This window comes from Deinococcus budaensis, from assembly GCF_014201885.1.
Taxonomy (GTDB): domain Bacteria; phylum Deinococcota; class Deinococci; order Deinococcales; family Deinococcaceae; genus Deinococcus; species Deinococcus budaensis.
In genome coordinates, this window is record NZ_JACHFN010000003.1 from 133151 (window position 1) to 158436 (window position 25286).

21 protein-coding genes and 2 tRNA genes are annotated in these 25286 nt (G+C 72.8%); 8 read left to right on the plus strand and 15 right to left on the minus strand.

From position 1 onward, the window contains the following. Nucleotides 1–64: 64 nt before the first annotated feature. Nucleotides 65–712 (plus strand): YdcF family protein, encoded by a 648-nt coding sequence (locus tag HNQ09_RS05540; RefSeq protein WP_184026580.1) that lies wholly within the window; start codon nt 65–67, stop codon nt 710–712. A 21-nt stretch (nt 713–733) separates the two neighbouring features. Here HNQ09_RS05540 and murJ read toward each other — a convergent pair whose 3' ends face one another. Together murJ and HNQ09_RS05550 are read right to left on the minus strand one after the other, a co-directional pair. Next, nucleotides 734–2323, minus strand: a complete 1590-nt coding sequence (gene murJ, locus HNQ09_RS05545) for a murein biosynthesis integral membrane protein MurJ (protein ID WP_380002755.1) — start codon at nt 2321–2323, stop codon at nt 734–736. 48 nt (nt 2324–2371) lie between these two features. Further along, nucleotides 2372–3388 (minus strand): hypothetical protein, encoded by a 1017-nt coding sequence (locus tag HNQ09_RS05550; RefSeq protein WP_184026582.1) that lies wholly within the window; start codon nt 3386–3388, stop codon nt 2372–2374. Nucleotides 3389–3505: 117 nt separating this feature from the next. On the opposite strand from HNQ09_RS05550, the gene HNQ09_RS05555 reads away from it, so the two are divergent. Continuing rightward, nucleotides 3506–3595 (plus strand) — tRNA-Ser (locus HNQ09_RS05555). A 56-nt stretch (nt 3596–3651) separates the two neighbouring features. Here the strand turns inward: HNQ09_RS05555 and HNQ09_RS05560 are convergent. After that, nucleotides 3652–4380 carry an SDR family NAD(P)-dependent oxidoreductase gene (locus tag HNQ09_RS05560; protein ID WP_343057625.1) on the minus strand — a complete coding sequence of 243 codons (729 nt, stop codon included), beginning with the start codon at nt 4378–4380 and terminating at the stop codon, nt 3652–3654. A gap of 293 nt (nt 4381–4673) precedes the next feature. Between HNQ09_RS05560 and hflX the strand changes: the two genes are divergently transcribed. Further along, complete coding sequence (hflX, locus tag HNQ09_RS05565) at nt 4674–6383, plus strand: GTPase HflX (protein ID WP_184026583.1); 1710 nt, start codon at nt 4674–4676, stop codon at nt 6381–6383. 219 nt (nt 6384–6602) lie between these two features. Next, nucleotides 6603–7220 carry a rhomboid family intramembrane serine protease gene (locus HNQ09_RS05570; RefSeq protein WP_184026585.1) on the plus strand — a complete coding sequence of 206 codons (618 nt, stop codon included), beginning with the start codon at nt 6603–6605 and terminating at the stop codon, nt 7218–7220. Here HNQ09_RS05570 and HNQ09_RS05575 read toward each other — a convergent pair. From HNQ09_RS05575 to HNQ09_RS05610, 8 genes are all read right to left on the minus strand, one after another. Next, nucleotides 7193–7657, minus strand: coding sequence for an NUDIX domain-containing protein (locus HNQ09_RS05575; protein WP_184026587.1), 465 nt, complete (start codon nt 7655–7657; stop codon nt 7193–7195). The genes HNQ09_RS05570 and HNQ09_RS05575 overlap by 28 nt on opposite strands. Next, nucleotides 7654–8277: a VOC family protein gene (locus tag HNQ09_RS05580; RefSeq protein WP_184026588.1), complete on the minus strand. Its 624-nt coding sequence runs from the start codon at nt 8275–8277 to the stop codon at nt 7654–7656. Before HNQ09_RS05580 ends, HNQ09_RS05575 begins: the two co-directional genes overlap by 4 nt. Before the next feature lie 32 nt (nt 8278–8309). Next, a complete protein-coding gene (locus tag HNQ09_RS05585; RefSeq protein ID WP_184026591.1) occupies nt 8310–9587 on the minus strand; it encodes an NAD(P)/FAD-dependent oxidoreductase in 1278 nt (425 codons plus the stop codon). 178 nt (nt 9588–9765) lie between these two features. Beyond that, nucleotides 9766–10158, minus strand: coding sequence for a hypothetical protein (locus HNQ09_RS05590; RefSeq protein ID WP_184026594.1), 393 nt, complete (start codon nt 10156–10158; stop codon nt 9766–9768). Between the two features lie 89 nt (nt 10159–10247). Continuing rightward, nucleotides 10248–11480, minus strand: coding sequence for a class I SAM-dependent RNA methyltransferase (locus HNQ09_RS05595; RefSeq protein ID WP_184026597.1), 1233 nt, complete (start codon nt 11478–11480; stop codon nt 10248–10250). A gap of 30 nt (nt 11481–11510) precedes the next feature. Beyond that, entirely contained in the window at nt 11511–12236 is a 726-nt protein-coding gene (locus HNQ09_RS05600; protein ID WP_184026600.1) for an alpha/beta hydrolase family protein, read from the minus strand. A 5-nt stretch (nt 12237–12241) separates the two neighbouring features. After that, on the minus strand, nt 12242–14152 hold the full coding sequence (gene speA / locus HNQ09_RS05605) for a biosynthetic arginine decarboxylase (protein ID WP_184026603.1): 1911 nt from the start codon (nt 14150–14152) through the stop codon (nt 12242–12244). Between the two features lie 221 nt (nt 14153–14373). Then, nucleotides 14374–14449: transfer RNA gene (locus HNQ09_RS05610), tRNA-Asp, on the minus strand. Between the two features lie 75 nt (nt 14450–14524). Here HNQ09_RS05610 and HNQ09_RS05615 point away from each other — a divergent pair. After that, nucleotides 14525–15514 carry an asparaginase gene (locus HNQ09_RS05615; RefSeq protein WP_184026606.1) on the plus strand — a complete coding sequence of 330 codons (990 nt, stop codon included), beginning with the start codon at nt 14525–14527 and terminating at the stop codon, nt 15512–15514. A gap of 194 nt (nt 15515–15708) precedes the next feature. Next, entirely contained in the window at nt 15709–16725 is a 1017-nt protein-coding gene (locus HNQ09_RS05620; RefSeq protein ID WP_184026609.1) for a serine hydrolase domain-containing protein, read from the plus strand. Nucleotides 16726–16770: 45 nt separating this feature from the next. Here the strand turns inward: HNQ09_RS05620 and HNQ09_RS05625 are convergent, their stop codons facing one another. From HNQ09_RS05625 to HNQ09_RS05635, 3 genes are read right to left on the minus strand one after another with little or no spacing between them, the layout of a single operon-like run. After that, nucleotides 16771–17877, minus strand: a complete 1107-nt coding sequence (locus tag HNQ09_RS05625; protein ID WP_184026612.1) for a hypothetical protein — start codon at nt 17875–17877, stop codon at nt 16771–16773. 16 nt (nt 17878–17893) lie between these two features. Then, complete coding sequence (locus tag HNQ09_RS05630; protein WP_184026615.1) at nt 17894–20740, minus strand: LPS-assembly protein LptD; 2847 nt, start codon at nt 20738–20740, stop codon at nt 17894–17896. Continuing rightward, complete coding sequence (locus tag HNQ09_RS05635; RefSeq protein ID WP_184026617.1) at nt 20730–21977, minus strand: SpoIID/LytB domain-containing protein; 1248 nt, start codon at nt 21975–21977, stop codon at nt 20730–20732. The genes HNQ09_RS05630 and HNQ09_RS05635 overlap by 11 nt, the downstream gene beginning before the upstream one ends. A gap of 86 nt (nt 21978–22063) precedes the next feature. Here HNQ09_RS05635 and HNQ09_RS05640 point away from each other — a divergent pair, with 86 nt between their 5' ends. Both HNQ09_RS05640 and HNQ09_RS05645 read left to right on the plus strand, forming a co-directional pair. Continuing rightward, complete coding sequence (locus HNQ09_RS05640) at nt 22064–23272, plus strand: FAD-dependent oxidoreductase (RefSeq protein ID WP_380002807.1); 1209 nt, start codon at nt 22064–22066, stop codon at nt 23270–23272. 235 nt (nt 23273–23507) lie between these two features. Then, the gene (locus tag HNQ09_RS05645; RefSeq protein ID WP_184026619.1) at nt 23508–24236 is read left to right on the plus strand and encodes a YqjF family protein; all 729 of its coding nucleotides are present in this window, start codon (nt 23508–23510) and stop codon (nt 24234–24236) included. Between the two features lie 33 nt (nt 24237–24269). Here HNQ09_RS05645 and HNQ09_RS05650 read toward each other — a convergent pair whose 3' ends face one another. Continuing rightward, nucleotides 24270–25244 carry an aldo/keto reductase gene (locus HNQ09_RS05650; RefSeq protein ID WP_184026621.1) on the minus strand — a complete coding sequence of 325 codons (975 nt, stop codon included), beginning with the start codon at nt 25242–25244 and terminating at the stop codon, nt 24270–24272. Between the last annotated feature and the right edge of the window lie 42 nt (nt 25245–25286).

The window sequence follows — 25286 nt, forward strand, 5'->3', positions numbered from 1 at the left end:
GCGTAGCACGCGCCCACGCGCGCCAAGGGAACGCTGCTCACGGGCGTGCTACGCTCGGCGCCGAATGCGTGCCCGAGGCTCTGCGCCGCCGCTGTTGCCGCTGCTCACGCTGGCCGTGCTGGCGCTGAGCGCGCTGCTGCTGCCGGGTCCGCGCGCGCCCCGCGCCGCCCAGCCCCACCCGGCGGTCGTGGTGCTGGGCGCCGCGCAGTACGCCGGGCGCCCCAGTCCCGCCTTCGCGCGGCGGCTGGAGCACGCGCTGAAGCTGTACCGGGCGGGTGGGGTGGAGAGGGTCGTGGTCACGGGCGGGCGGCGCCCCGGCGATCCCCACTCCGAGGGCGAGGTCGGCGTGAGCTACCTGCGCGGGCAGGGGGTCCCCGCCGCCGCCCTGATCGCCGAGACCCGGAGCCGCACCACCCTGGAGAACCTGCGCGGCGCCCGCGCGCTGCTGCCCCCCAGCACGCCCGTCACCCTGGTCACCGACGAGGCCCACGCCCCGCGCGCCCTGGCCCTGGCCCGCGCCCTGGGCCTGAACGCCAACGCCAGCCCCAGCCCGCTGGGCCAACACCCCGACCGCCGCTACCTGCTGCGCGAGCGGCTGGCGCTGGTGGCCTACGCCGTGGTGGGCGTCCGGGAGAGGAGGCAGGAGGCCAAGGGGCAACCCCCGGCCCTCAGCGAGGAGGCCCCTGCCCAGGCACTGGTCGCCGAGCGCTGAATCCCGGGCGCTTGCCCTCGTTCACCTGCCCAGCCGCCGCCGCACGGCCGCGACCTCTGGCAGCCGCAGCGCCAGCGCGCCTCCCAGGTACACCGCCAGCCCCACGCCGCCTGCCACTGCCAGCCCGACCACGCCGGGCACGATAAAGCCGGGATCGGGCATCACCAGCGACACCAGCCACGCGGCCAGTCCGGCAGCGGCGGCGAGGGAAACGACCCGGCCCAGGTGGGCGGCGACCTCGCGGGTCGGAAAGCCCAGGGCGCGGCGGTACATCAAGATCAGCGCGCCCGCCATCAGCACGCCGCTGATCGCCGTGCTCAGGCCGAAGCCCAGGAAGTCCAGCCGGGGCACCAGCAGGTTGTACAGCCCCACCTCCAGCACGAAGCCCACGGCGCTGACGACCACCGCCTCGCGGGTGCGTTCGCGGGCGTAAAAGGTCCGCAGCAGCACGGTCACGACCGCCCAGGGCACCAGCGCCAGCGCCCAGCCGGTCAGGATGCTCGACCCCGCCACGAACTTGGGGGCCTCGAAATCGCGGCTGAGGTTGAAGAGGCTCACGGCGTAGGGCGCCAGCGCAAAGAGGAGCGCGCTCATGGGCGCGGCGAAGAAGGTGGTGGTCCGCAGGCCCTGCACGGTGAGCGCCCGGAAGGCCCCCCAGTCGCGGTCGGCGGCGTGCTGCGAGAAGCGCGGAAAGAGGGCCAGCACGGGCGAGACGACAAAGAGGCCATTTGCCATCGTGAAGAGGGCCTCCGCATTGCCGTAGCCCGTGCGGGTGCCCTGGGGAAACTGCTGCGCGTTGGTGAGCAGGCTCAGAACGTAGACGTTCAGGAACTGCCGCGCCCCCGCCGTCAGCGTGAAGGGGGCCATCTGCCGCAGCACCCGCCCCAGCGCCGGGTGGCCGCGCAGCGCGGGCGTGGGCAGCACCCCGAAGCGCGCCAGGGCCGGAAGCTGCACCACGAGTTGCGCCACCCCGCCGATCAGCCACCCGAAGGCCAGCCACGTCGCCGTGTCGGGCAGCACCAGCAGCGCGACGATGGAAGCGAGGTTGAAGGCGACAGGCGCAAAAGAACTCTCCTTGAAGTGCTCGTCGGCGTTCAGCAGGCCCATCGCCACCGCCGAGAGGCTGATCAGCATCAGGAAGGGCATCACGAGCTGGGTCATGTAGGTCGCCAGCGCGGGGTCCACGTTGGAATTCGCGGCGAGCAGCAGGTCCACCACCCACGGCGCGGCCAGGATGCCCAGGGCCATCAGGATCAGGTTCACGGCGATCAGGAGGCCGCTGAACGCCTGCGCCAGCTTTCGGCGCTCGGCGGTGTCCAGCGTCTTGTAGACCGGGATAAAGGAATTGACCAGCGCCCCTTCGGCCAGCAGCTCGCGCAGCAGGTTGGGCACGGTCACCGCGACCAGAAAGGCGTCGGTCAGCGTGCTGCCGAACAGGTTGATGATCTGCTGACGGACGATCCCCGACAGCCTGGACCCCAGCGTTCCCGCCATCACGATCAGGGTGTTGGCCCGCAGCGACCGCTGCTGCCGGGGCGCCGGGGCCGGGGCGGGCGAGGCCGGACCCTGGGGCGGCGGGCTGGGATCGGGCGCGGCGGGCGGAACGGTCACGCGGCCAACTGTAGTGCAGCGCGGCGGCCCCGTGCAGGGCAGGCCGAATCAGTATGCCGGGCGCACCGGCAGGGCTTCGTAAATGCTCTTGACGCTGCCGTTGTCGAAGGTCACCTTGCCCGTCACGCCCAGGCTGGTGTACACCCGCTCGGCCCGGACGCGCACGTTCAGCGGCAGGGTGAAGACCAGGCGGCTCCCCTCCTGCCGGAAGCGGGTCACGGTGTCCCCTGCGCGGGGCGGCCACGCGTCCACGCCGGGCAGGGTCAGCTTGCCGGTACGCCCGCCCTCGCGGTACTCCAGCTCGTAGCGGAACTCGGCGGCGACCGGCCGTGCCCCGTTGGGCACCGTCTCGATCACGAGATCACACAGGTGCGCCCGCCCCGCCACCAGCCCGGCGCGGGAGGCCCCACTCACCGTGTCGCGGCAGGTCGTGAAGTACCACTCGGTGAACTTGGGGGCACCGACTGCCGAGCTAGAAGGTATGGTCGCACGCGGCGCGGCGGCCGTCGCCGCCCGGCCGTAGGGCTGGCACCCGTTCACGCCCGCCCACGCCACGTCAAAGCCCCGCGCCGGGAAGGTGTAGGTCAGCGCCTGTCCCCCGGTCCGGCGGTTGACCCGCACCACCAGCCGCTTGCCCGCGTTCAGCCCGGCGGCGATCTGCCGCACGACCGCGCCCTGAAGCCCGATGTTGCGCGTCAGCACGTTCTCGCGGGTGTCCACCACGCTCACGAGGTCCGAGTCGCGTAGCACGACAGCCGGGTCATCGCCCAGCCGGATGGTCACGGCGGGTTTGAGGCCCGCGTAGGCTTCCTCCTCGCTGAGCAGGGCGTTCTTGGTGGTCAGGGTGGCCCACAGCGCCGGGCGGTCGCGGTCGGCGCAGCGCAGGGCGAGGCGCGTCTGGCCGGAGGTGTCGTTCACCTCGTCGATGATCACGCTGCCCGTGTTCGCGTCGGTGATGGGGTCGCGGGCTGCCGAATAGTAGGTGAAGGTGCCGGGCACACGGGTCGCGGCCAGTGCCATGCCGGACAGGGCTGCGCTGGCAAGCAGAAGGAGAGGTCGCCGCATGCCTCTACTGTGCCGCAGGCGGGTCCGGGTCCGGGCCGCAAATCTGCTCTCCACACCCACCCCCTTTCCGTGCTATGCTCCCGGTCGCCCACCGGCTGCGGCCGGGAAGCCACACGCGGAGAGGTGCCAGAGTGGTTGAATGGGTCGGTCTCGAAAACCGAAGTAGTCGCAAGGCTACCGTGGGTTCGAATCCCACCCTCTTCGCCAAAAGAAAAGCCGCCCCTGACCTCCGATGTCGGGGGCGGCGGCTTTTGGGGCGGACCTCAGACCTGTTCGGTCGGCCGCACCAGCAGTTCGTTGATCGCCATGTGGCGCGGGCGGGTCACGATGTAGGTGATGGCGTCGGCGATGTCCTCTGCCTGAAGGCGCTCGATATGGCCGAAGCGCTGCTGCATCATCCCCCGCACCTCGGGGCGCAGGTGGGAAGCGAGTTCGGTCTCCACCGCGCCCGGCTCGACCACCGCGACGCGCAGGTGCCGCCCGGCGACCTCCTGGCGCAGCGCCTCGGAAAAGGCGGTCACCCCGAACTTGGTGAGGTTGTACACGGCGCTGCCCGCCCGCGCGACCCGGCCCGCCACCGAGGAGACGTTGACCAGATCGGCCACCCCGCGCGGGGAATCGGCCGCCGCCCGCAGCAGGTGCGGCAGCGCGGCGTGGGCCACGTACAGCAGGCCCTGCACGTTCAGGCTCACCATCCGCTCCCACTCCTCCAACGGCGCCTCCTCGGCGGGGCCGAGCAGCATCACGCCCGCGTTGTTGATCACGGTGTCGAGGCGGCCCAGGTCGCGCACGGTGCGCTCGACCGCCTCCAGCGCCGCCTCCCGCCCGGTCACGTCCGCCCCGATCACCAGCGCCCGGCCGCCCTCCGCCCGGATGGCTCCGGCCAGCGCCTCCAGCCGCTCGGCCCGCCGCGCCAGCACGGCCACCGCCGCTCCCTGCCGGGCGAGGTGCCGCGCCGCCGCCTCCCCGATGCCGCTGCTCGCGCCGGTCACCAGGGCGACGGTTCCGCTCAGGCCCGCTGAAGTCGTCTTCCTCCCAGTGTGCTCCGCCGGGGCGCCCCTACGCCACCCGGCGGATGCCCCGGCCCCTCCCCGCGTGGCACCCTGGTCCCACGATGATCAACCTCCTGAAGTAAAGGCACACGTTCTCTGGAGCTCCCCCGCCGTACCCTGGGGTGATGCCGGAACGCGCCTCCAGACCCGCTGCCCGGCTTCCTGCGCCGCGCGGCCCGGAAGGCGTTTGCTCTTTCTCCCTCTCCCAAAGGATGTGACCCCACATAGACAAAGTGCATGGCAACACCTCGGGTCTGCGACCCGCCCAGCTCAAGGCCCTCGGCAACCTGTACCGCCGCCGCATCGAGCCGGGGCGCGTCGGCTCTCCCGAACTCGCGCGCAACCTCGCCGAGCTGTCGAGCGACGTGCGGCGCGAGGTCAGCGTGCTGATCGACCGCCGGGGCCGGGTGATCTCGGTCTCGGTGGCCGACGCCAAGGGCGCCGAACTGCCCGACCTCCGGCTGGGCGAGCACCGCCTGGCGGGCTTCCACCTGCTGCACACCCACCCGCGCGGCGGCGGCCTGAGCAAGGGGGACCTCTCGACGCTGTTTCTTAAGCGGCTCGACGCCGTGAGCGCCATCGAGGTGAGAAACGAGGGCCAGCCCGGCCTGGTCCACACGGCGCACCTGACCCCGCCCGGCACGGTGGGCGAGGAAGAAGACTGGCGCATCCTCGACCCGGTGCCCTCGTTCCAGATCGACGACCTCGACCTCGGCGCGCAGGTCTCGGCGCTGGAGGAGGAGATCGCGCGCGCGGCCCGCACCCGTGAGGCGAAAAAAGACCGCGAGCGCGCCATCCTGGTGCAGATCGACCAGGGCGAGTTCGACGCCGAGGAACGGCTCGACGAGCTGTCCGAGCTGGCGCGCACCGCCGGAGCCGAGGTCGTCCACAAGGAGCTGGTGTTCCGCCGCCACCTCAAGGCCGGGACGCTGGTGGGCGCGGGCAAGCTGGAAGAACTCACCAGCCGGGCCTACCACCTCGACGCCGACCTGCTGATCTTCGGGCAGGAACTCGGCCCCGCGCAGGCGCGCGAGATCGAGGCGGCGACCGGGCTGAAGATTCTGGACCGCACCCAGCTGATCCTCGACATCTTCGCCTTGCACGCGCAGGGCGTCGAGTCGCGGCTTCAGGTCGAACTCGCGCAGCTGCGCTACATGAAACCCCGGCTGCTGGGCGCGGGCGCGGCCCTGTCGCGCATCGGCGGCTCGGCGGGCAGCGCGGCGGGCGGCGCGATCGGCACGCGCGGCCCCGGCGAGACCAAGCTGGAGCTGGACCGCCGCCGCATCAACGACCGCCTGTCCTTTCTCGAAAAGCAGCTGGAGAGTGTCGCGGTGCGCCGCGAGGAACGCCGCAAGGGCCGCGCCCGCAACGACGTGCCGGTCGTCTCCATCGTGGGGTACACCAACGCGGGCAAGTCCACCCTCCTCAACGCCTTTACCCACGCCGCCGAGGAACCGCGCCGGGTGCTGGCCGAGAACAAGCTGTTCGCCACCCTGCGCCCCACCAGCCGTCAGGGCTATATCGAGGGCGTCGGCCCGGTGGTGCTCACCGACACGGTGGGCTTTATCCGCGACCTGCCCAAAGACCTGACCCGCGCTTTCCGCGCCACGCTGGAGGAGATCGGGGACGCCGACGTGCTGCTGCACGTGGTGGACGCGGCCAGCCCCGGCGCCGACACCCGCCTGGACGCGGTGAACCGGATTCTGGAGGACCTGGGCTTCCGCGACATGCCCACCGTCATCGCGCTGAACAAGGCCGACGCCGCCCACCCCGATGCTCTGGAGCGCGAGGTGGAGCGCACCGGGGGCGTGCCCGTCAGCGCCCTGAACAACCTCGGCCTCCACGCGTTGAAAGAGGCGCTGGCTGACGCGGTGGCGCAGGTGCAGCGCCGGGAACTCGCCGCGCGGGAAGAGGCGCGCGAGCGGGCGGCGGAGTACCGCTGAGAGGCGGGCACCCGCAACACGCGAGGCGCCCCCGGTCCTGTGCCGGGGCGCTTTTTTCTGTTGGCGGGCGCGCGCGCCTCCCGGGAGGCTGGGCACGGCGCCAGGCGGGGGGGTGGCCGCGCCCGTGGGCTGGGGCCGGAGCGTGAACCGAAGCCGCGTGGCGCGGGGAGCGCGGCCCGGCCACTGGCGACTCATCCTGACCTGCGGCAGACTGCCGGGATGAGACCGCCCCACACGCCGCGCCGCCGCCTCCCGGTCGGGCAGGCCACCCTGCTCACGGCGCTGCTGCTCGGCGGCGTGTGGGCGCAGGAACTGGTGGACCAGTTCGCGTTCGGCGGGGCGCTCGATCAGTACGGCATCGTGCCGCGTGATCCGGGGCGGCTGGAGAACGTGCTGACCGCGCCTTTCTTGCACGGGGGCTTCGGGCACCTGCTCGCCAACAGCGCGCCGCTGGCGGTGCTGGCCTGGATGAGCGCGGTGCGGGGCGCGGGGCGCTTTCTGGTCACCACAGCGCTGATCGTGCTGGTCGGCGGCGGGCTGGTGTGGCTGCTGGGGCGCGGCGGGAGCCTGCACCTGGGAGCCAGCCTGCTGGTGTTCGGCTACCTCGCCTACCTGATCGGCGTGGGCTGGTGGGAGCGGACGCCGGGGGCGATTCTTGCCGCCGCGCTGGCACTTTTCCTGTACGGCGGGGCGCTGTGGGGCCTGCTGCCGACCCAGCCGGGCATCTCCTGGGAAGCGCACCTGTTCGGCTTCCTGGCCGGGCTGCTCGCGGCGGCGCTGGGGCACCGCAGGCGGCCCGCCCGGGCCTCTCAGGTCAAGCCGTACTCGCCGCGCTGAAGGCCCGCTCGCACGCGTTCCACCAGCCGCGTCTGCTCGGGCCAGAAGAGGGGCGGCACCCGGTCCAGCGCGGCCCACTCCAGCCGGAAGCCGGGTTCCAGCGCTGGACCACCGGCCTCCCCGGTCACGCCCAGGAAATAGCGGGTGACCTGCCAGCGCGTCCGGGCGTAGTTCTGCCGCTCCAGCACCCCCAGGTCCGCGACCAGCCGCACGGCCGTCAGCCCGGCCTCCTCGTGCAGCTCGCGGCGGAGGGCCTGCTCGTGGGTCTCGCTGCCTTCCAGGCCGCCCTTGGGAAGCTGGGCATATTCGCCGGGTTCGATCACCAGCGCGACCCGCCACCCGTCGCTGGGCCGCAGCACGACCGCGCCGACGCTGGGGCGCTCGGGCAGACCTGGAGGGCGGACATAGAAGCTCGCGTCGGGCGGGGGCAGCCTCACAGCGTCACCAGCCCGTCCGGCGTTTCGAGCGTGGCTGCCAGCTCCGGCTGGGGCGCCTCGTAGACCTCCACCTCACCGGCCAGGGCCAGCCGGTCCAGCATGGCCCGCAGCCCGTCCGGGTCGGGGGTGCCCAGGCGCAGGGTGAGCAGGCGCACCCCGGCGTCGGGCAGGCGCGTGGGCGGGGGCGGCGTGTGCCACGCGATCAGGCTGGGGATGACCCCGCCGCCCGGCAGGGAGCCGTCGGCCGGGACGCTGAGCGTCCAGCGGTTCTCGCCGCGCGACAACTCCAGCGCCTCTCCGTGCGGCGCGGGGCCGGGGCTGCCCAGCGCAGGCACCCGCGCGACCCAGTGGAGCAGCAGGGGGCCGTCTTCCAGCCGTTCTTGCGTGCCGGGCGTGTCCAGCCCGAACCAGCGTGGACGGGCCGGAGCCGGAGCCGCCGGGTTCACCGCGATAACTTCCAGGTACGCGGCCGGCCCCAGCGACAGCAGCGCGTTGTGGGTGCCGAACAGGGCGTGTTCGCCGCCAGGCTGCGTGGGCACGCCCAGGCGGCCTTCCAGCCACGCCCGGCCTTCGTCCAGCGTGCGGGCGGCGATCACGAGGTGGTCGAGGGTGGCCGTCATGGGGGCAGGATAGCCGGAGCGCCCCGGACCCCTCAGGCCCCGCGCGGACGGCTCATGCCCGCCAGGTCGCCCAGCAGGATCGCGGCGGCCTTCTCGCCGCTTTCCATCGCCCCCTGCACGCTGCTCATGGAGGTGACCTCGGACGCGAGCAGCACGCCGGGCAGCGCGGTCGCGTGGCCGGGCAGGGTGGCCGCGTACTCGGGCGGCTGCGGAAACTGGGCGAACCCGATGTGTTCGGTGTGCAGGGTCCGCAGCTCCCTGACGCCTTCCCCGTACCACTGCGACAGCTCGACGCGCACCCGGGCGTCGAGCGAGGCGTCGTCGAGGTCAGGCAGCCCCGGCAGCGACTCGTGCAGCACAGTCACGGTCAACAGTTCCTGCCCGGCGGGCGCCCGCTCCGGAATCAGGCGGCTGGTCCACTGGGCGTTGTTGATCAGGCCCGCTTCGGCGTTCAGCAGCAGCCGGGGCTGCGGGTCGAGGGGACGCGGCGCGGCGTAGTACAGGTAGCTGCTGCCCAGCCGCCCGCGCGAGACCGGCTCGCCCGTCAGGGCCTGCGCGCTCTGCGCGTCGGTGGCGACGATCACCTGCCGGGCGTCGAGGTCCCCGGCGGAGGTGGCGGCGGTGACGTGGCTCCCGTGTGCCGTCAACCGGGTCACCCGCACGCCAGCCGTGACCTCCAGCCCCTGCGCGAGTTGCCGGGTCAGCGCCCCGATCCCCGCGCGGGGCAGCGCCGCGCCGCCGTCCATCAGCATCCGGAAGTAGTACCGGAAGAGCCGCGCGCTCGCACTCAGGTCGCGCTGCAGAAAGATGCCGCCGAAAAAGGGCCGGAAGAAGTGGTCGAGCGCGCGGTCGCTGAAGCCCTGGCGCCGCAGGTAGTCCTCGGTGGTCTCGTCGGGACCGGCGAGCAGGGCGTGAGGCGGGGGCACCCGCAGCCGGGCCGCCAGCCGCGCCACCCGCAGCTTGTCCCCCAGGCCCAGCGCGCGGGTGCTCAGGGTCGAGGGCAGGCTGGCAGGGTCGCGCAAGGGGTCCCCCAACACGTCGGCCCGCCGCCCGCGCCGCACCACGCCCGCCGGAGGCACCGTCACCAGGTCGAGCGCGTCCAGGTCGGCGTGGCGCCGCAGCGCCGGGTAGGCGGGAAACAGCACCTGATACCCCGCGTCCAGCGTGAAGCCGTCTACCGTCCGCGACTGCACCCGCCCGCCGACCTCTTGCCCCGCCTCCAGCACCCGCACCCGCCGCCCTGCCTGCGTCAGCACCCGCGCCGCCGTGAGGCCCGCCAGCCCCGACCCGATCACCAGAATGTCCCCCATGCCGGGAAGCCTAGCAGGGGCGCGCCGCGCGTTCAGGACCCGGGCACCTGCCCAGAGCGCGGCCGAGGGAGCCTGACCTCCCCACCGGGGTCTTTGGCTGCGGCGACCAGCCTGGCCACGCGGCGAGGCGGCAAACGACCGGACGCAGGCCGGGGCGGTCGGCCCGCCGGGCAGGCGTTCAGGGACCGCGCCCCTGGGCCAGCGGGCGGCCCTCCAGGTCCGCGACGCTGAAGGCGTAGCTCTGCGGCTTCAGGTCGCGCCAGCCGACCCGCAGGTCCAGACAGGACTCCGGCAGCCGCACGTCGCGGGCGGCAGGGTAGCTTCCCGCGTCCTGGCGGTGGGTTTCCAGCACCCGGTCCAGGTCGTTCGCGCAGTGCTGCCCGGCCGCGCGCATCACGACCTCGTCCGGGCGGGAGCCGGAGACCGCGCCCGACCCGGCGTCCCCCAGCGCCTGAACCTGGGCTTCCAGCGCCGCCACCCTGGCCGCCAGCCGGGCCGTCTCGGCGCGGGCCTCCCGGTCCTGACAGCCGCTCAGCAACGCCGGCAGCAGCAGAGGAAAGACGCGCCACATGCCCGCAGGCTAGCGGGCGCCGCCCCCGCCCCGCGCGGCATGAGCAAACGCTCAAGGCCCCGGGGGTCAGCGCCCGGCTGCGCCCCGGCTCAGCGGTCGAGCACGCTCACAACTTCCACGTGGCTGGTCTGGGGGTAAAAGTCGTGCGGGGTCACCGACCCCAGCTTCCACCCGCGCTGCACGAAGCCCCCCACGTCCCGCGCCCAGGTCGCGGGGTCACAGCTCACGTACACCAGGCGGTCGGCGGTGCTGGCCTGGATGTGCTCGCGGGCCTCCGGCTCCAGCCCGGCGCGGGGCGGGTCCACCACGATCACGTCCACGCCGATCTCGCTGAAGCGGGCCGCGTCGCCGCTGCGGTAGGTCACGTTGCGCTCGCCGCTCAGGGCCGCCGCCTGCCGCCCCCGCGCCAGGGCTTCCGGGGCCGAGTCCAGCACGGTCACGCGGTTAAAGCGGGGCGACAGGTGCCGCCCGATGGCCCCCGAGCCGCCGTAGAGGTCCACCGCGTGCGTGCCCTCCCCGGCCAGCTCCGCCGCGCGGAGGTACGCCAGCCCCGCCGCTTCGGGGTTCACCTGCGCGAAGCCGGTCGCGGTCACGCTAACCTGCACGCGCCCAAACTGCTCCTGCACCTCAGACTCGCCCGCGATCAGGCGCACGCCCGCCCCGAAGCGCCGCCCGGCGGGTTCCGCAAGGCTCACGCCGACCACCCCCGCGTCCATCAGGTGATCGGAGGCCCGCAAGAAGACGCGCGGCTCGCCCGCCCCGATCAGGGCCGCGACCACTTCCCCCGTCAGGCGGCTGGCGCGGAAGGCGACCTCGGTGGCGGGGTCGAGTTGCTCGGGGTCGATCCGGTCCATCACCGCCTGAATCGCCTCCATGACGAGCGGGTCCTGGCCGACGGGTTGCGGGTCCCGGCCCCGGCGCTCACGGTAGGCGAGGCCCCCCGGCGTCACGAGGTACTGCGCCGTGTTGCGGTAGCGCCACTCGTGCGGGCTGGCGACCGTCTCCCCCACCTCATGCCGCAGCTTGGCGATGCGGGTCAGCGCCTCTTCCACGAAACCGCGTTTGTAGCGCAGTTGCGCCGGGTAGGAGGCATGCGCGAGGTCCACCGTGGGGAGGTCCGGCGCCTCCACCCGGTCAGGGCTGGGCGTCAGCACCCGGCGGGTCACGCCCTGGCGCACGCCCCGGCCCGCGCGAATCTCGGCCTCGACCCGTTCGCCGGGCAGGGCGCCGCGCACCAGCACCACGCCGGACTCGTCCCGGGACAGACCCAGCCCCCCGGCGACCAGTTTTTCGATTTCCAGCGTGAGCAGAGCGTCAGACATATGGGGGACAGGGTAGCGCGGGCAGAGGGGTCAGAACGGCCCGAGCGTCTCCCCCACCACCCGCGCCCACTGCTCCCCGTCCGGCACGTGGGTCAGACCCGGCATCTCCAGCAGTCGCGCCCCCGCCCGCGCCGCCAGCGTGCGCCCCAGCTCCGGCGGGCAGATGCGGTCCTCGGGGCCGAGCACCACCCAAGTCGGCCCGCCGATCTGTTCCGCGTGCATGAGGGGCGAGCCGTCCACCCACTGCGCCGGGGTCAGCACCGCGTCGTAATAGCGGCGCAGGATGCCCGAACTCGTGCCCGCATACACCCCCCGCAGGTCGGCGGGCGGATTGACCGCAACGGTGCGCCCCGCCCGGTGCCCCTGCGCCGACGCCAGCAGCGCAACGAGGCCCCCCAACGAGAGGCCCACCACCGCCGTCTGGGTCACCCACGGCTGGGCCTCCAGCCACGCCAGCACCCGCCCGAGGTCGCCCGGCCCGCTGCGCCCGTAGTCGTCGCACCCGCCCGACCCCCGCCAGCCGCGCAGCGAGAGGCTGAGCGCGTGCCAGCCTGCCGCGTGCAGCAAGCGGGCTGGGGCCGCCATGTCGGAAGCGTCCTGCCCCCAGCCGTGCAGCAGCAGGGCGACGGGGGCGGGGTGCGGATGACGCCACAAGTAGCCGCCCAGCGTCACGTCCCCCGGTGTGTCCTCTCGTGGGGGAAGCGTGAGCCGGGCGGCGTCGGGGATGTCCGGCAGGTCCAGACCGGGCACCCTCATGGGCTTCAGCCTTCCTCGTACTCCAGATACGTGTAGCCCAGCAGCTCCTCGCCGTAGTCCTCCAGCAGCTCCTGCTCCTGGCCGGGGGGCAGGGTGCCGACCTTGAGGGCGGCGTCGGCCTGATCCTCGATGGAGTCGCGCAGCATGACTTCCTCGTAGCCCATCGACTCGATCATGCGCCGCGCCTTCTGCCCGCGCACGAAGAGGTCGATGTGAAACTTGCCCCCGGGCCGCACCGTCACGTGCGCCTCGCTGACCTTGCCGAAAAGGTTGTGCGAACTGCCCAACACGTCCTGATAGGCGCCCATCAGGAAGGCGCCCAGGTAGTAGGGCCGGTCGCCCGGCTCGTGCAGCGGCAGGGTGGCCTTCACGTCGCGCAGGTCGATGAACTTCTCGATCTTGCCGTCCGAGTCGCAGGTGATGTCCACGATGGTGCCCTGCCGGGTGGGACGCTCGTTCAGGCGGTCCAGCGGCACAATCGGAAACAGCGCCTGAATCGCCCAGTTGTCGGGCAGGCTCTGAAACAGAGAGAAGTTGCAGATGTACTTGTCTGCCAAGACCTTCTGGAGGTCTTCCAGCTCGTCGGGCACGTACTTCTCGCCCTGGATCAGCTTGGCGATCTTGCGGAGGATCGCGTTGAAGAGGGCCTCGCCCCTTGCGCGGTCGTCCAGGGTCACGTAGCCGAGGTCAAAGAGGTTGTGCAGCGTCTGCTTGTCGCCCACCGCGTCGTTGTACATCTCGCGGTAGTTGCGCGAGGAGATGTTCACCAGGATTTCTTCAAGGTCCTTGATGATCTGGTGGCTGTCCTCGTTGGGAGCGGCGAGTTCCTCCAGGTCGCGGGTGGGGCCGGTCACGTCCACCACGGGCATGACCAGGACCGCGTGGTGGGCGGTCAAGGCCCGGCCCGACTCGGAGATGATGGTCGGCTCGGGGACCTCGCGTGCCCTACAGACCTCCTGCACGGTGTACACCACGTCGGCGGCGTACTCGCCCACGGTGTAGTTCATGGAGGCGTAAAAGGTCGTCTTGGAGCCGTCGTAGTCCACGCCCAGGCCGCCGCCCACGTTGAGGTACTTGAGCTGGGCGCCCGCCGCGATCAGGCCCGCGTAGGTCTGGGTCGCCTCGCGCACCGCGACCTTGACCCGGCGGATGTCGGTGATCTGCGAGCCGATGTGGGTGTGCAGCATCACCAGGGAATCGAGCATGTCTTCCTCGCGCAGCCGCTCGACCACCCGCAGCAGCTCGTAGGCGTTCAGCCCGAACTTGGCCTGGTCGCCGCCCGACTCCTCCCACTGGCCCGAGCCGCGCGCGTGCAGCTTGAAGCGCACGCCCACCATCGGCTTGACGCCGAGCGCCTTGGCCTGCTTGAGCACCCGGTCGAGTTCCGAGTACTTCTCTAGCGTGATGACCACGTTCTTGCCCAGGGTGCGGCCCCAGAGTGCCAGCTTGATAAAGCCGTCGTCCTTGAAGCCGTTGCAACACAGCAGGGCGTCGGGGTGCATCCGCTGGGCGAGGCACAGCGCGAGTTCGGCCTTGCTGCCCGCCTCCAGGCCGTGCGCGTAGTCGTACCCGGCGGCGGCCACCGACTCCACGACCACCCGGCGCTGGTTGACCTTGATCGGAAAGACGCCCTGATAGTGCCCCGTATAGCCGTACTCGGTGATGGCCTTGCCGAACGCCTCGTTGAGGTGCTTGACGCGGCCCGCGACGACCTGCGGAAAGCGCAGGATGACCGGGAGGCTCTCGCCGCGCTCCACGATCTCGTCCACGATGGCGCGCAGGGGCGCGTGCAGGCCCGGCGAGGGGGTCACTTCCATCTGGCCCCGGTCGGAGACGCGGAACCAGCCGCCGCTCCAGTTGGGAACCTGGTACAGCTCGGCGGCGTCGGCGGTGGAAAAGGGGTTGGCAGCAGTCAAGTCAGGCGTCCTCCGTCTATGGGGTAGGCTCGCCGTGCGCGGGGTTCGGAGTAGGCCGGGGGGCAACTCAACGGACGCCGTGCGAAACCGGGGCGCATGATACGGCGAAATGCCCGGAGGGGTAGGGGTCCAGACGGCAATTGAAAGCCCAGCGGTCAGACGCCGGGGGCAGCGCAAGAAAACAGCGAGGCACCGTGGCACCTCGCTCTCCCCTCTTCTTCTGGCGGTCCGGACGGGATTTGAACCCGCGACCTACTGCGTGACAGGCAGTTATGCTAACCGCTACACTACCGGACCAACACTGGCGCAGGCCAGCGGAAAGAAGAGTACGGGGCGGACGGCGGGAAGTCAAGCCGCGTTAGGCTGGGCCGTATGACACCACAGGCTGGGCAGGTCGTCTTCACGCGCGGGGGCGTGTCCGAAAGCGTTCATCAGGTCCATGTCGCCGTCGTGGACCCCTCGGGCGGGGTGACCGCCTCGTGCGGGGACGCGGGGCTGGTGACCTTTCCGCGCTCCAGCTCCAAGCCGGTGCAGGCGCTGCCCCTCGCGCTGGCGGTGCCGGACCTGCCGGACGACGAGCTGGCGATTGCGTGTGCGAGCCACACCGGAACCCCGGAGCATCTGGCGGTGGTGGAGAGGCTCCTGGCGCGTTCGGGCAGCACGGTGGCCGACTTGCGCTGCGGCACGCACCCGCCCTTTGACACGGGGGCAGCGGCCGACCTGATTCGCCGGAACGAGCAACCCACGCCCCTGCACCACAACTGCTCCGGCAAGCACGCGGGGATGCTGCTGGCGTGCGAGCGGAACGGCTGGCCGCGCGAGGGGTACACCGAGCATGGGCACCCGCTGCAAGTCCGCATCCGGGAGTTGCACGCCGAACTGGGCGGGGTGGGGCTGGACGACGTGCGAGCGGGGACCGACGGGTGCAGCGTGCCCGCCTTCGCGCTGGCGCTGGACGCCACGGCGCGAATTTTTGCCCGGCTGGCGGCACCTACCGGGGAACTGGCCCCCGCGCTGGAACGCATCTTCGGAGCGATGACGGCTCACCCCTTTCTGATCGCCGGACCCGGGCGGCTGGACACCACGCTGATGCCGCTGGTGCCCGGCCTCGCCGCCAAGATGGGAGCGGAGGCCTTTTATGGGCTGGCGCTGCGGGAAACCCCACGCGGGCCGCTGGGCGTGGCCTTCAAGATCGCGGACGGCGGCGAGCGGGCGCGGCCCCACGTCGCCCTGGCGGTGCTGGAAGCGCTGGGCGCGCCCATGACAGACAAGATGCGGACCCTCGCCCCCGCCGCGCTGACGAACTGGGCTGGGCGTGAGGTCGGCGGGGTGGAGGTGACGCTGCCGCTGGAGGGGGTATAGGGCACGGCCCCAGGCGCACCGAAAAGGTCCCTTCAGAAAAATTCGCCTGCATACCTTGACCTGCCCTGCATTCCGCGCTAAAGTGTTTTCATCACCGCCCGAAGAGGCGGTTTTTTTGTGGCCTCTGCCCGAGCGGCGCGGCTGGACCACGGGGCAGCAGGCGCCGCACGGTCCGGGGGCAGTACCCTGCGTCCATGTTCCGCCGTGACCCGCTGCGCGCCGCCCTGAGCGAGCTGGAAGGTGTGCTGGGCCGCGACCTGCGCCCGGCGCTGCCGCTGCTGCGGGCAGCCCTGCGGCGCGGGGGGGTGGTGGGGGCCGCCCGGGGCGGTCAGGTCGCGCTGGCCGGGGTGGGGGGTGTGCCCCGGGAGGGCCTGTTCGAACTTGCCAGCGTGACCAAACCCTTCACGGCGGCGCTGGCCGGGAGGCTGGTGCGCGAGGGTCACCTGGCCTGGGACGCGCCGCTCTCGCGGCTGGGGGGGCCGCTGCGGGGGTGGCCCGACTTCGTGACCGCCCACGCGCTGGCGACCCACACGGCGGGCCTGCCTCCCCATCCGGCGCGGGCGGTGCTCACGACCCTCACCCGCTTTCAGGACCCCTACGGCGGCATGAGCGCCCAGGCCGCCCTGGCGAGTGCCCGGCGCTGGGCGAATGCGCGGCAGGCGGGCCGCTTCGCCTATTCCAACCTGGGGCTGGGTGTCCTGGCGCTGGCCCTGGCGCACGCCGCCGGGGAGGAGCCGACCGCCGCCGGGTACGGGCGAGCGCTGAGGCGCCACCTCACCGGGCCGCTGGCCCTGGAGAGCGTCAGCCTGACCCCGCCTCCCGCCGGCCTGGTCGCCCCCACCGCCACCCTGCTGGGGGAGGGCGTGACCGGCTTCGGACCGCTGGCGGGGGCAGGCGGACTGTTCGGCACGGCGGCGGACCTGCTCGCTTTCGGCGCGGCGCACCTGGATGGGCGGGCGGAACCGGCCTGGCGCGAGGTCATCCGGCCCCCCGGCCTGCCGCCCCTGCTGGGCGGGGTCGCGCCGGGCTGGTTTCACTCGCGCGGGCTGTGGTGGCACGACGGCGTGGCGCGCGGCACCCGCACCGCACTGGGCTTTCGTCCGGAGAGCGGCGCGGTGGTGGCCCTGCTCGCGCGGGGCGGGGTGCCGCTGGTCGGGGTGCGGGGAGCGGTGCCGGGCGCGCTGCTGGGGCTGCTGGGCCACGGGGCCTGAGCTGCGGGGGGGGGGAAAAAAGGCCAGTGGACGCCGCTGCGGGCGCTACGGCACCAGCCAGGCGAGCGCGCGGGCCTCATTCAGGCTGCCCAGCAGCAGCGCCGGGTTCCAGTTGGCGCCCTGGCCCAGGCCCAGCACGGTGTCGTAGCTCGTCAGGGTGGTGCGGGTCAGGGCGTAGAGGTTGCCGTCGGGGGCGAAGGTCAGGTCACGCAGGTCAGAGACGGTGGTCACGGTGGCCGCCGTGGTCCGCGCGCCGTCCCACAGCCGCAGGGGCTGGGCACCCAGGCCGCTGCCGCCGCCATCGCGCCACGCGGCGATCAGGTTGCCCCCCACCCCGCTGCCCGCCGAGGTCCACACCCGGTCCACCCGGTCCCCGCCGAAGGCCCGCAGCGCCGCTGCCGCGTCGGGCACCCCGCTGGTGTTCAGCGGCTGCACGCCGGTATCGGTGGCCGCGTAGACGGTGGTTCCGTTCGCGGCCGGGGCGAGGTCGCGAATCGCGGGGCTGGGCACCGGAGCGCTGACGTCCGCGCGGGTGGAGCCAGTCGTGCTCGGGGCGATCCGCAGCACCTCGCTGCCGCCGCCGATGGCCGGGCGGGCCAGAATGCCGATGTCCACGCCGTTCTCGCGCACCAGCGCCAGCCGCGTGGGCGGCACGTCGGTCCCGACCGGCGAGAAGGCGCCGCTCGCCACCGCCCGCCACACCAGCGCCCCGTCGGTGCGGTACAGGGCGAGCTGCTGCACGCCGACCGGCACGCCGCCCGACTCGCACTGGCTGAGGGTGAGCAGCCGGTCACGCGCGGCATTGAGCACTGTTGCCCGCAGGCAAGGCGGGGCCGTGAAACCGGGCGCGTCGAAGGGAGCGGCGAAGGGTCGCGGGTCTCCCAGGTTCACGTCGCGGCTCTCGATGCCTGCCGCCAGCGTCAGCGCCAGCCGCTTGCCGCCGGGCAGGGTGTCGAGGGTCACGCCTCCCGACACGGTCACGTTTGCCTCGGCCGGGGGCGGGGCCGTGCCCAGGCTGCCGGTGGTGACGGTGCGCAGGGTGGTGCCCCCGCCTTCCAGCACCGCGAGGCGGATGGGCGGCTGGCTCTCCACGGTGCCGGTACAGGCGGCGAGCAGCAGCGCGGTCAGGGGCAGGCACAGCAGGCGTTTCATGGCGGGGTCCTCCGGTTCAGGGGCGGTTGCCGGGATTGAGCGGGCCGGGCAGCAGCGGCACGTTCAGGCCGCTCTGACCGTACTCGAACAGCGGGTAACTCGTGCTGCCGGGCAGGCTGATGCCCAGGCGGTAGCGGCGGAGGCTCATATCGATCTCGGCCTGGAGCGCCCAGCAGCAGCGGTCGATGGTCAGCCCGATCACCGGGGCCAGCGGCGTGGGGTTTTGCCGCACGCCACCAACCCAGGTGAAGCTCTGGCGCAGGCTGCCGGTCAGGTACGCCCCGGGCCGGGGACCGTTGCCGATGGCGACGCCCACCCGGACGGGATCGAGGGTCAGCGTGTCGGTGGGCACGTCGTCGGGGAAGGTGCCCGTGCGGAAACGGTTATAAGCGGCGCGGCCCGACAGCGAGAAACGGGTCCCGAACTGCCAGTTGGCGTCGAGGTCCGCGCGGGTCAGCTCGGTGCGCGGCTGGTCCAGCCCCCGGGTGTTCACGACCGCCGAGAGGCCCAGCGACTGCCCCGGCCGGGTGGCGCGCAGGGTGCCCGACAGGGTGGGCCGGGTAAAGCCCCAGCGCTCCACGTCGAAGGGGCCGCCGTAGGTGAGCTGCCAGTTCGTCGCGCGCCCGGAGGTGGTGCCCACGCTGAAGGTGACCGTGCCGCTGTCGCGCGCGGTGGCCGGCTGGTCGAGCGCGAGGTCGTGCGTGTGAGCCACCGTGTACTCGCCGCGCCAGGTCAGGCTGTAGCGCCCGCTGAGCCGGGGATTGATCAGGTTCAGGTTCTCGCGGCCCGTGAAGCTCACCGGATTGAGCACCGTGTCGGTGCGGGTCACGCCGCTGAACTCGGTGCCCACCGCGTTCAGACGCGGCGTCTCGATGTCGTGGGTGGCGTAGACGCTAAACGAGTTGGCGCGGTTGTCGCCGGTCACGGTCGCCCGCACGGTGAAGGGTTGGTAGCCCCCCTCGCGGGTGTAGCTGCCGTTGGCCGTCAGCGTCAGGTTGGGCGCGGGCCAGCGGCTGCTGCGGGTCACCGTCTCGGGCCGGGCGGGCACGGCTGCCTCCGTCTCGGTCGCCGGGCGAGCGGGGGTCGCGGGCGTCACCGTCACCCGGTCGGCGTTGGGGTCGCTGAGCGTCAGGTTGAAAGTCGTGCTTTCCAGCTCCTGGGTCGCGAAGTTGTAGCGCACGTTGTAGGTCAGGTTGACCGGGGCGCGGTTCACCGCGAGGTTGAAGGCCGCCGCAGGCTGGCGGTTCCAGGGCAGGAACAGGTCGCGGCTGTAGCTCACGCCGAAGGTCACGTCCTTCACCGGCACGGTGTTCAGCTCGAGGCTCAGCGGCGCACTGAGGACCTGCCCGAACAGCGCGTCGAAGGCAAAGGGGCTGGTGCCCTCGCGGCGCAGGTAGCTGTAGCGGGCGGTGACGGTGTTGGTCACGTTGAAGCGCTGGGTGAGAGAAGCGCCGATGTTCAGGTCCACCGTCCGCGCGCCCGTGCCGTAGTAGCGCCCGGTAAAGGTGTTCGTCAGCGTGAGGTCGGCATTCGTCCAGGGCCGCGCGCTGTAACTCAGGCTGTGCTGCTCCTCCAGGCGGCTGGTCGTGATGTTGATGCCCTGCGCCGAGGCGCTGCGCGACAGCGGATTGCTCTGGGCGGTGTAGCGGCCCGCCGTGAGCCGCACGTCGGCGGTGAAGTTGCCCTGGGTGTACGGCTTGGGGTCGATGACGAGTTCGGGTTGCTTCAGCGGCGTGCCCAGCGCGGTGGTCGGCTCCGGCCCGAAGCGGTCGAGGTAGCTCAGCTGCGCCGAGAACAGCGGATATTCCACGTTCGCCGTGAACTCGACCCGCGTCACGTCGCGCTCGGGGTCGGTCGTGGAACGCCCGATGTCGCGCCGCACCACGCTGAGGGTGTAATCGAGGTCGCGCACCGCCAGCGTCAGCGGCACCCGCCCCCGCGCGCTGAGGTCAAAATCCACGTCGTAGCCGACCTGCCGCGTGCCGTCGGCGGCAAAGGGCTTGGGGTTTGCCAGCGTGTAGAGGTTGAAGCGGTCCACGAACGGCAGCGGCGCGTAGGAGCGCAGGCTGACCCCCAGGCCGATGCTGGGGTTGCGGTTCTCGTAGTAGCGGATCAGGGTGGTGCCCAGCGTGTTCGCCCCCACCGAGAAGGGCAGGTCGGCCTCAACGGTCAGGCCGTCAGGTTCGCCGGTGCCGATATTCAGCCGGGGCTGGCGTTCCTGATCGTTGAGGGGCAGGACCACGACCGGCAGGTACAGCACCGGGTAGTCGGCCAGCAGCAGTTGCGCCCGGTACGCGACCAGGCGGTCGCCGGGATACAGGATCAATCTCTCGGCGCGGAAGGCGTAGTCGTTGGGGGTGCGCCCGCACTTGGCGCAGGGGGTGAAGTAGCCGCCCGTGGCGCGCAGCTGCCCCGGAATGCGCTCGACCTCGCCGCCGCGAATCTCGATGTCGCCGTCGCTGATCAGCACGTCCTCGCCGGTCAGCTGCTCGGCCGCGAGGTCCACGACCAGATTTTCGCCGCTGAGGTCCTGGCCGTCTCTCGCGGTGCGGTAGGTCGCCTGCCCGACCAGCGTCAAGGTGCGGCGGGTGCGGTTGTACTCGACCCGGGCGGCGCGCACCACGTCGTCGTCCACCCGCAGCTCGACCAGCCCGCCCGCGTCGCCGCCGCCGATCACCACGATCTCCTGGTCGTCCACCCGGCGCAGTTCCAGCGTCTGCGCCTGCACGATCCGCACCGTGCGGGCCAGCGCCCCCCCCAGCGACGAGAGGCCCAGCAAGGCGGCGCCCACCAGCGCGGCCCGCTTCAGCCGCGCCCGGACCACCTGCGGCCGGAACAGCCGTCCCACCGCTCTATTCGCCATGCGGTCCCTCCCAGGCCAGGGCCGGCAACAGCGCAGACGGCCGGGGCCGGGGCCGCGCCCCCGCCCCCGCCAGCGCGGGGCGCCCGGCTCCCCCTCCCGGCGCCGCCGCCAGCATCCCCAGCGACGTGCCGGGATAGTAGAAACTCAGAATCTGCGTATGGGCCTGCCCCGCCCGCGCCAGCCCCAGCGCTCCGTACTGCGAGAGGCCCACCCCGTGCCCCGAGCCGGACCCCTCCACGACCAGCGGCGTGCCCGGCCCCACCGGGCCGCTGAGGGTAACCCGGCTGCTGGACGCCCCCAGCGAGCGCACGAACCCGCCCGCGTCGGCGCCCGTGAGGCGGGCCACGCCGGACGCGCCCGTCAGCGTGACCTCCTGCACCCGGCCCGAGGCGCTGGCGCGCGAGACCCGCACGTCGCGCAGGGTGCCCAGCCGCACCCGGTAGCGCGTGGCGACCTCGGTCACCTTCGCGGCGCTCGCCTCGACCCGCCAGCGGGCGCGTGGGCTGAGGGCCGAGTGGGGATCAGGCTGGGCGACCAGGTACGGCAGCTCGGTGCCCCACACCTCCGCGCTCGACGCCGTGTAGCCGCCCGAGTCGCTGGAAAAGTAGGTGCTGGCGGGCCTGCCCCCGTAGGCCACGACCTGCCCGGCGGTCGCCTGAATCGCCGCGTCGGCGCTGGGCTTTTCCACGCTGACCCCCCGGTAGACCTGGCAGCTCTCGGTCGCGCAGGTGTCAAAGGGCAGCGCCGGGTTGATGCGCGCCGCCACGTAGGTCCGCGCGATCACGGCCTGGGCGGCCAGGGCGGCGGCGGGCCACGAGGTCGGCATCTCGGCGGGCACCACCCCGCGCAGGTAGTCCTCCACGTCGAGCACGTTGATGCCCTGCACCCCGCCGCGCTCGGCCCGCAGCAGCACGCCGCCCCGGTAGGTCTTTCCGGCGATCTCGACCGTGCTGACCGGGGTGGGAGGCAGGTACAGCGTCGCGCTGCCGGTGTCCTGCCCGCTCAGGGTCAGGGTGGCCCCCCGAACGCCGACCGTCCAGGCTGCGGGCGCCGGGGCCGGAGCCACCTGGCCGGGCGCCGCCGGGGCGGCGGGCGTGGGCGGCAGCCGCACCGTGAGCTGCGGGGCGCTGGCGACGAGCACCCGCACCGTCACCGCCTGGGCACCTGTTCCGGCCGTCACCGTGAGCGCCAGGAAGAGCGCCAGGGACTGGCCCGGGGAAACCTTGGGGAAGCGCATGAGTGGGCCGAGTATACGCAGCCGCTTCTGTGCCCGGCCTGACAGCGGCGTGAGAGACCTCCCGGAGGCGGCGGGCAGGCGGCATGATGGGCGCCATGACAGCCGGGGCCAGGACAACCGGGGGGAGCGGGGCGGGGCAGCCAGCACAGGAGCCAGGGCGGGTCTGGGCGCATGTCGGCCAGCCGTTCGCGGAGCGGGACTACGACGTGGTGATTGTCGGCGCGGGGCGCATGGGGGCTGCCTGCGCGCTGTTCCTGCGGCGGCTGGCGCCCGCGCTGCGGCTGCTGCTCGTCGAGCGCGGCGGGCTGCCCAACGAGGACGGCGCGACGATCCTGGCGCCGGGCGTGTGGACCGCCCTGGACGTGCCGCCGGGCCGGGAGGCCGAGGCCCACTGGACCCGCGCGAACCTGCTCGGGGACCCCACGGCCAGGCCCTGCCCCCTGCTGAGCCTGCACGCGGAGGAGGGACCCGGCCGCGTGCCCACCCCGCACCTGCTTGCCCGCTTCCCGCAGGCGGCTCCCCTCCTGGACCCCCGGGCGCTCCCCTGGGCCGAGCTGGACGGGGAGGCCGCGACCTACCGCCCCGGCGCGGTGGCGCTGGCCTGCGGGCAGGGCGCGGTGCGGGCCGGGGCCGACCTGCTGCTGAACACCCAGGCGGGGCTGACGCCGGGCGGCGTGTGCCTCGAGCGCCTGACTCTCACCAACACCCACCAGATCGTGACCCACGAGACGCACGAGCTGCGCGCCGGGCGGGTGATCATGGCGACCGGCGCCGAGGGACCGCACGCCGCCGAGCACGACCTCGGCGTGCCCACCGCGCATGGCCGGGCCTACCGCCAGTTCCCGCGCCTGAACACCCCCAGCGGCGACGAGACGCCTGTGCTGCGCGCGGGCGGCCTGACCCTGCGCCCCCTGCACGGCGGCTTCACCGTGGTGCCGCCCCTGCACCACCGCGACCCCCACGGCTACGTCCCCACCGGGGGCCGCCTGACCGGGGTGCCCGTCGGCCTGCGCCGCGAGACCCTGGAGGACCTGATCGGCCTGATGGACGCCCTGCCCCCGCTGGCGACCGGGGCGCTGGAGGTGGGCCGCAGCCTCGCGGACGTGCCGGGCGCCTGGCTCGCCCTGCCGGGAGGCCGGGTGGACGCCCCGCCGACCCACCAGCCCCTGACCGACAGCGTTCACCTGCTGCTCGGCGGCCCGCACGCCGACACGCTGGGCCTGGCGGTGGCCTACGACCTGGCCGCTACCGTGGCGGGGGTGGAGACGAGGCCGTGGGCGGGGCAGGAGGGGTGAGACGGCCTCCGGTGGAGAGGCGCTGACAACCATCTCCAAAGGGACGTGCCAAGCGGCCCAGCAGAGGAGAAAAAAGGGCGGTATCCGGGGGAGCAGGCGCGTTGTCGGCAGCAGCATGGGTTTGCCGCATCGGCGCGGGGGAAGACCGCTGTCAGGCCCGGCCCACGCGTGGCTAAATGGCGCCATGTTCCCTCCTGCGGCCCCTCCTGCGGCTCAGCGGTCCTGGCTTTTGCGGATGACCTGGCTGGACCTGTGTTTCATGCACTGGCCGGTGCCCGCCGGGGCGCTGGCGGCCAGTCTGCCGCCGGGCGTCCAGCTCGACCTGTGGGAGGGGCAGGCCTGGCTGGGGGCCGTGCCCTTCCGGATGGCCGGGGTCGCTCCCCGCTTCAGCCCGGACGTGCCGGGGGTCAGCGCCTTCCCCGAGTTGAACCTGCGCACCTACGTGACGGTCCAGGGGGTTCCCGGCGTGTGGTTCTACTCGCTGGACGCGGCCCAACCGCTCGCGGTGCGGCTGGCACGCGGCCTCTTTCACCTGCCGTATTTCGACGCCCGGATGTGGGCCGACCGGCGCGGCGAGGTCACCCGCTACGCCAGCCTGCGTACCCACCGCCACGCGCCGCCGGGGCGCTTCGCGGCGGCTTTCCGGCCCGTCGGCCCGGTGTTCGGGGCGGCGCCCGGAACCCTGGAGCACTGGCTGACCGACCGCCTCTTCCTGTACAGCGCGGACCGCAGGGGGCGACTCTACGGGGGCCGGGTCCACCACGGACCCTGGCCGCTGCGCCGGGCCGAAGCGCAGATCGCGGAAAACACCCTGGCCGGGCCGCTGAACCTGAGGCTGGAGGGCGACCCCCACCTGCTGTACTCGGCGCGCCTGGAGGTGCGGGCCGACTGGCTCACCCGGGTCGGCCCCGCCGGGGCGTTCCACCCGGCAGCCGGAGCCAGCGCTGAGCCTGGGCAGTGGTGAGCTGGGCTGGGGCCGACGCGACCCCGAAAAGCCTCAGAGACCCAGCACCGGATGCGGCCGGTAAAGCTCCTCCAGCGCCGAGAGGTCCTCGGGCGTCAGCTTGACCGCCAGGGCCGCGACCGCCTCCTCCAGATGCGGCATCTTGCTCGCTCCGACGATGGGCGCGGTCACGCCCGGCTGGTGCAGCAGCCAGGCGGTCGCCACCTGGGCGGGCGTCATGCCCCGCCGCCCGGCGACCTCGGCCACCCGCGTCTGGACGGCGTAGTCGTCCGGGGTGCGGTAGAGCGCCTCGCTGAAGCGGTCGCTGCGGGCGCGGGGGGTCCTGGCCTCGCCCGGCGTGCGGTTTCCCGCCAGAAAACCGCGCGCCAGCGGACTCCAGGGGATCACCCCGACGCCGTCCTCGCGGCACAGCGGCAGCATCTCGCGCTCCTCCTCGCGGTACACCAGGTTGTAGTGGTTTTGCATGCTCACGAAACGGGTCAGCCCGTGCATGTCGGCGACGTGCTGCATCTTGGCGAACTGGTAGGCCAGCATGCTGCTGGCCCCGATGTACCGCACTGCGCCCATCCGGACCAGATCGTGCAGAGCCGTCATGGTCTCCAGGATGGGCGTCTCGGGGTCGAAGCGGTGAATCTGGTACAGGTCGATGTAGTCGGTGCCCAGCCGCTTCAGGCTGGCCTGCACCGCGCTCATGATGTGCCCGCGCGACAGCCCCGCGTCGTTCGGGCCAGGACCCATGCGGTGGAAGACCTTGGTGGCGACGACTACCTCGTCGCGCCGGGCGTAGTCCCGCAGGGCGCGGCCCAGCACCTCCTCGCTGGCCCCCAGGGAATACATGTCGGCGGTGTCGAAGAAATTGATCCCGAGTTCGAGCGCGCGGGCGATGAAGGGGCGGCCCTGGGCCTCGGGGAGCACCCAGTCACGCCAGCCCGGGTCACCGTAGGTCATGGTCCCCAGGGCGATGCGCGAGACTTTCAGGCCGCTGGTGCCCAGACGCACGTAGTCCATACGCGCACCTTACCCCCTGGCCCGGCCGGGGAGCCGCCCACT

What these genes read in the sequence shown, in the direction of transcription:
- HNQ09_RS05635 (WP_184026617.1), bottom strand. Translation starts at nt 21,977, where the DNA reads ATGCGCTTCCCCAAGGTTTCCCCGGGCCAGTCCCTGGCGCTCTTCCTG.
- HNQ09_RS05615 (WP_184026606.1), top strand. Translation starts at nt 14,525, where the DNA reads ATGACACCACAGGCTGGGCAGGTCGTCTTCACGCGCGGGGGCGTGTCC.
- HNQ09_RS05645 (WP_184026619.1), top strand. Translation starts at nt 23,508, where the DNA reads ATGACCTGGCTGGACCTGTGTTTCATGCACTGGCCGGTGCCCGCCGGG.
- HNQ09_RS05640 (WP_380002807.1), top strand. Translation starts at nt 22,064, where the DNA reads ATGGGCGCCATGACAGCCGGGGCCAGGACAACCGGGGGGAGCGGGGCG.
- HNQ09_RS05630 (WP_184026615.1), bottom strand. Translation starts at nt 20,740, where the DNA reads ATGGCGAATAGAGCGGTGGGACGGCTGTTCCGGCCGCAGGTGGTCCGG.
- HNQ09_RS05650 (WP_184026621.1), bottom strand. Translation starts at nt 25,244, where the DNA reads ATGGACTACGTGCGTCTGGGCACCAGCGGCCTGAAAGTCTCGCGCATC.
- HNQ09_RS05550 (WP_184026582.1), bottom strand. Translation starts at nt 3,388, where the DNA reads ATGCGGCGACCTCTCCTTCTGCTTGCCAGCGCAGCCCTGTCCGGCATG.
- HNQ09_RS05600 (WP_184026600.1), bottom strand. Translation starts at nt 12,236, where the DNA reads ATGAGGGTGCCCGGTCTGGACCTGCCGGACATCCCCGACGCCGCCCGG.
- HNQ09_RS05625 (WP_184026612.1), bottom strand. Translation starts at nt 17,877, where the DNA reads ATGAAACGCCTGCTGTGCCTGCCCCTGACCGCGCTGCTGCTCGCCGCC.
- HNQ09_RS05620 (WP_184026609.1), top strand. Translation starts at nt 15,709, where the DNA reads ATGTTCCGCCGTGACCCGCTGCGCGCCGCCCTGAGCGAGCTGGAAGGT.
- HNQ09_RS05580 (WP_184026588.1), bottom strand. Translation starts at nt 8,277, where the DNA reads ATGACGGCCACCCTCGACCACCTCGTGATCGCCGCCCGCACGCTGGAC.
- HNQ09_RS05570 (WP_184026585.1), top strand. Translation starts at nt 6,603, where the DNA reads ATGAGACCGCCCCACACGCCGCGCCGCCGCCTCCCGGTCGGGCAGGCC.
- HNQ09_RS05595 (WP_184026597.1), bottom strand. Translation starts at nt 11,480, where the DNA reads ATGTCTGACGCTCTGCTCACGCTGGAAATCGAAAAACTGGTCGCCGGG.
- HNQ09_RS05590 (WP_184026594.1), bottom strand. Translation starts at nt 10,158, where the DNA reads ATGTGGCGCGTCTTTCCTCTGCTGCTGCCGGCGTTGCTGAGCGGCTGT.
- HNQ09_RS05585 (WP_184026591.1), bottom strand. Translation starts at nt 9,587, where the DNA reads ATGGGGGACATTCTGGTGATCGGGTCGGGGCTGGCGGGCCTCACGGCG.
- HNQ09_RS05540 (WP_184026580.1), top strand. Translation starts at nt 65, where the DNA reads ATGCGTGCCCGAGGCTCTGCGCCGCCGCTGTTGCCGCTGCTCACGCTG.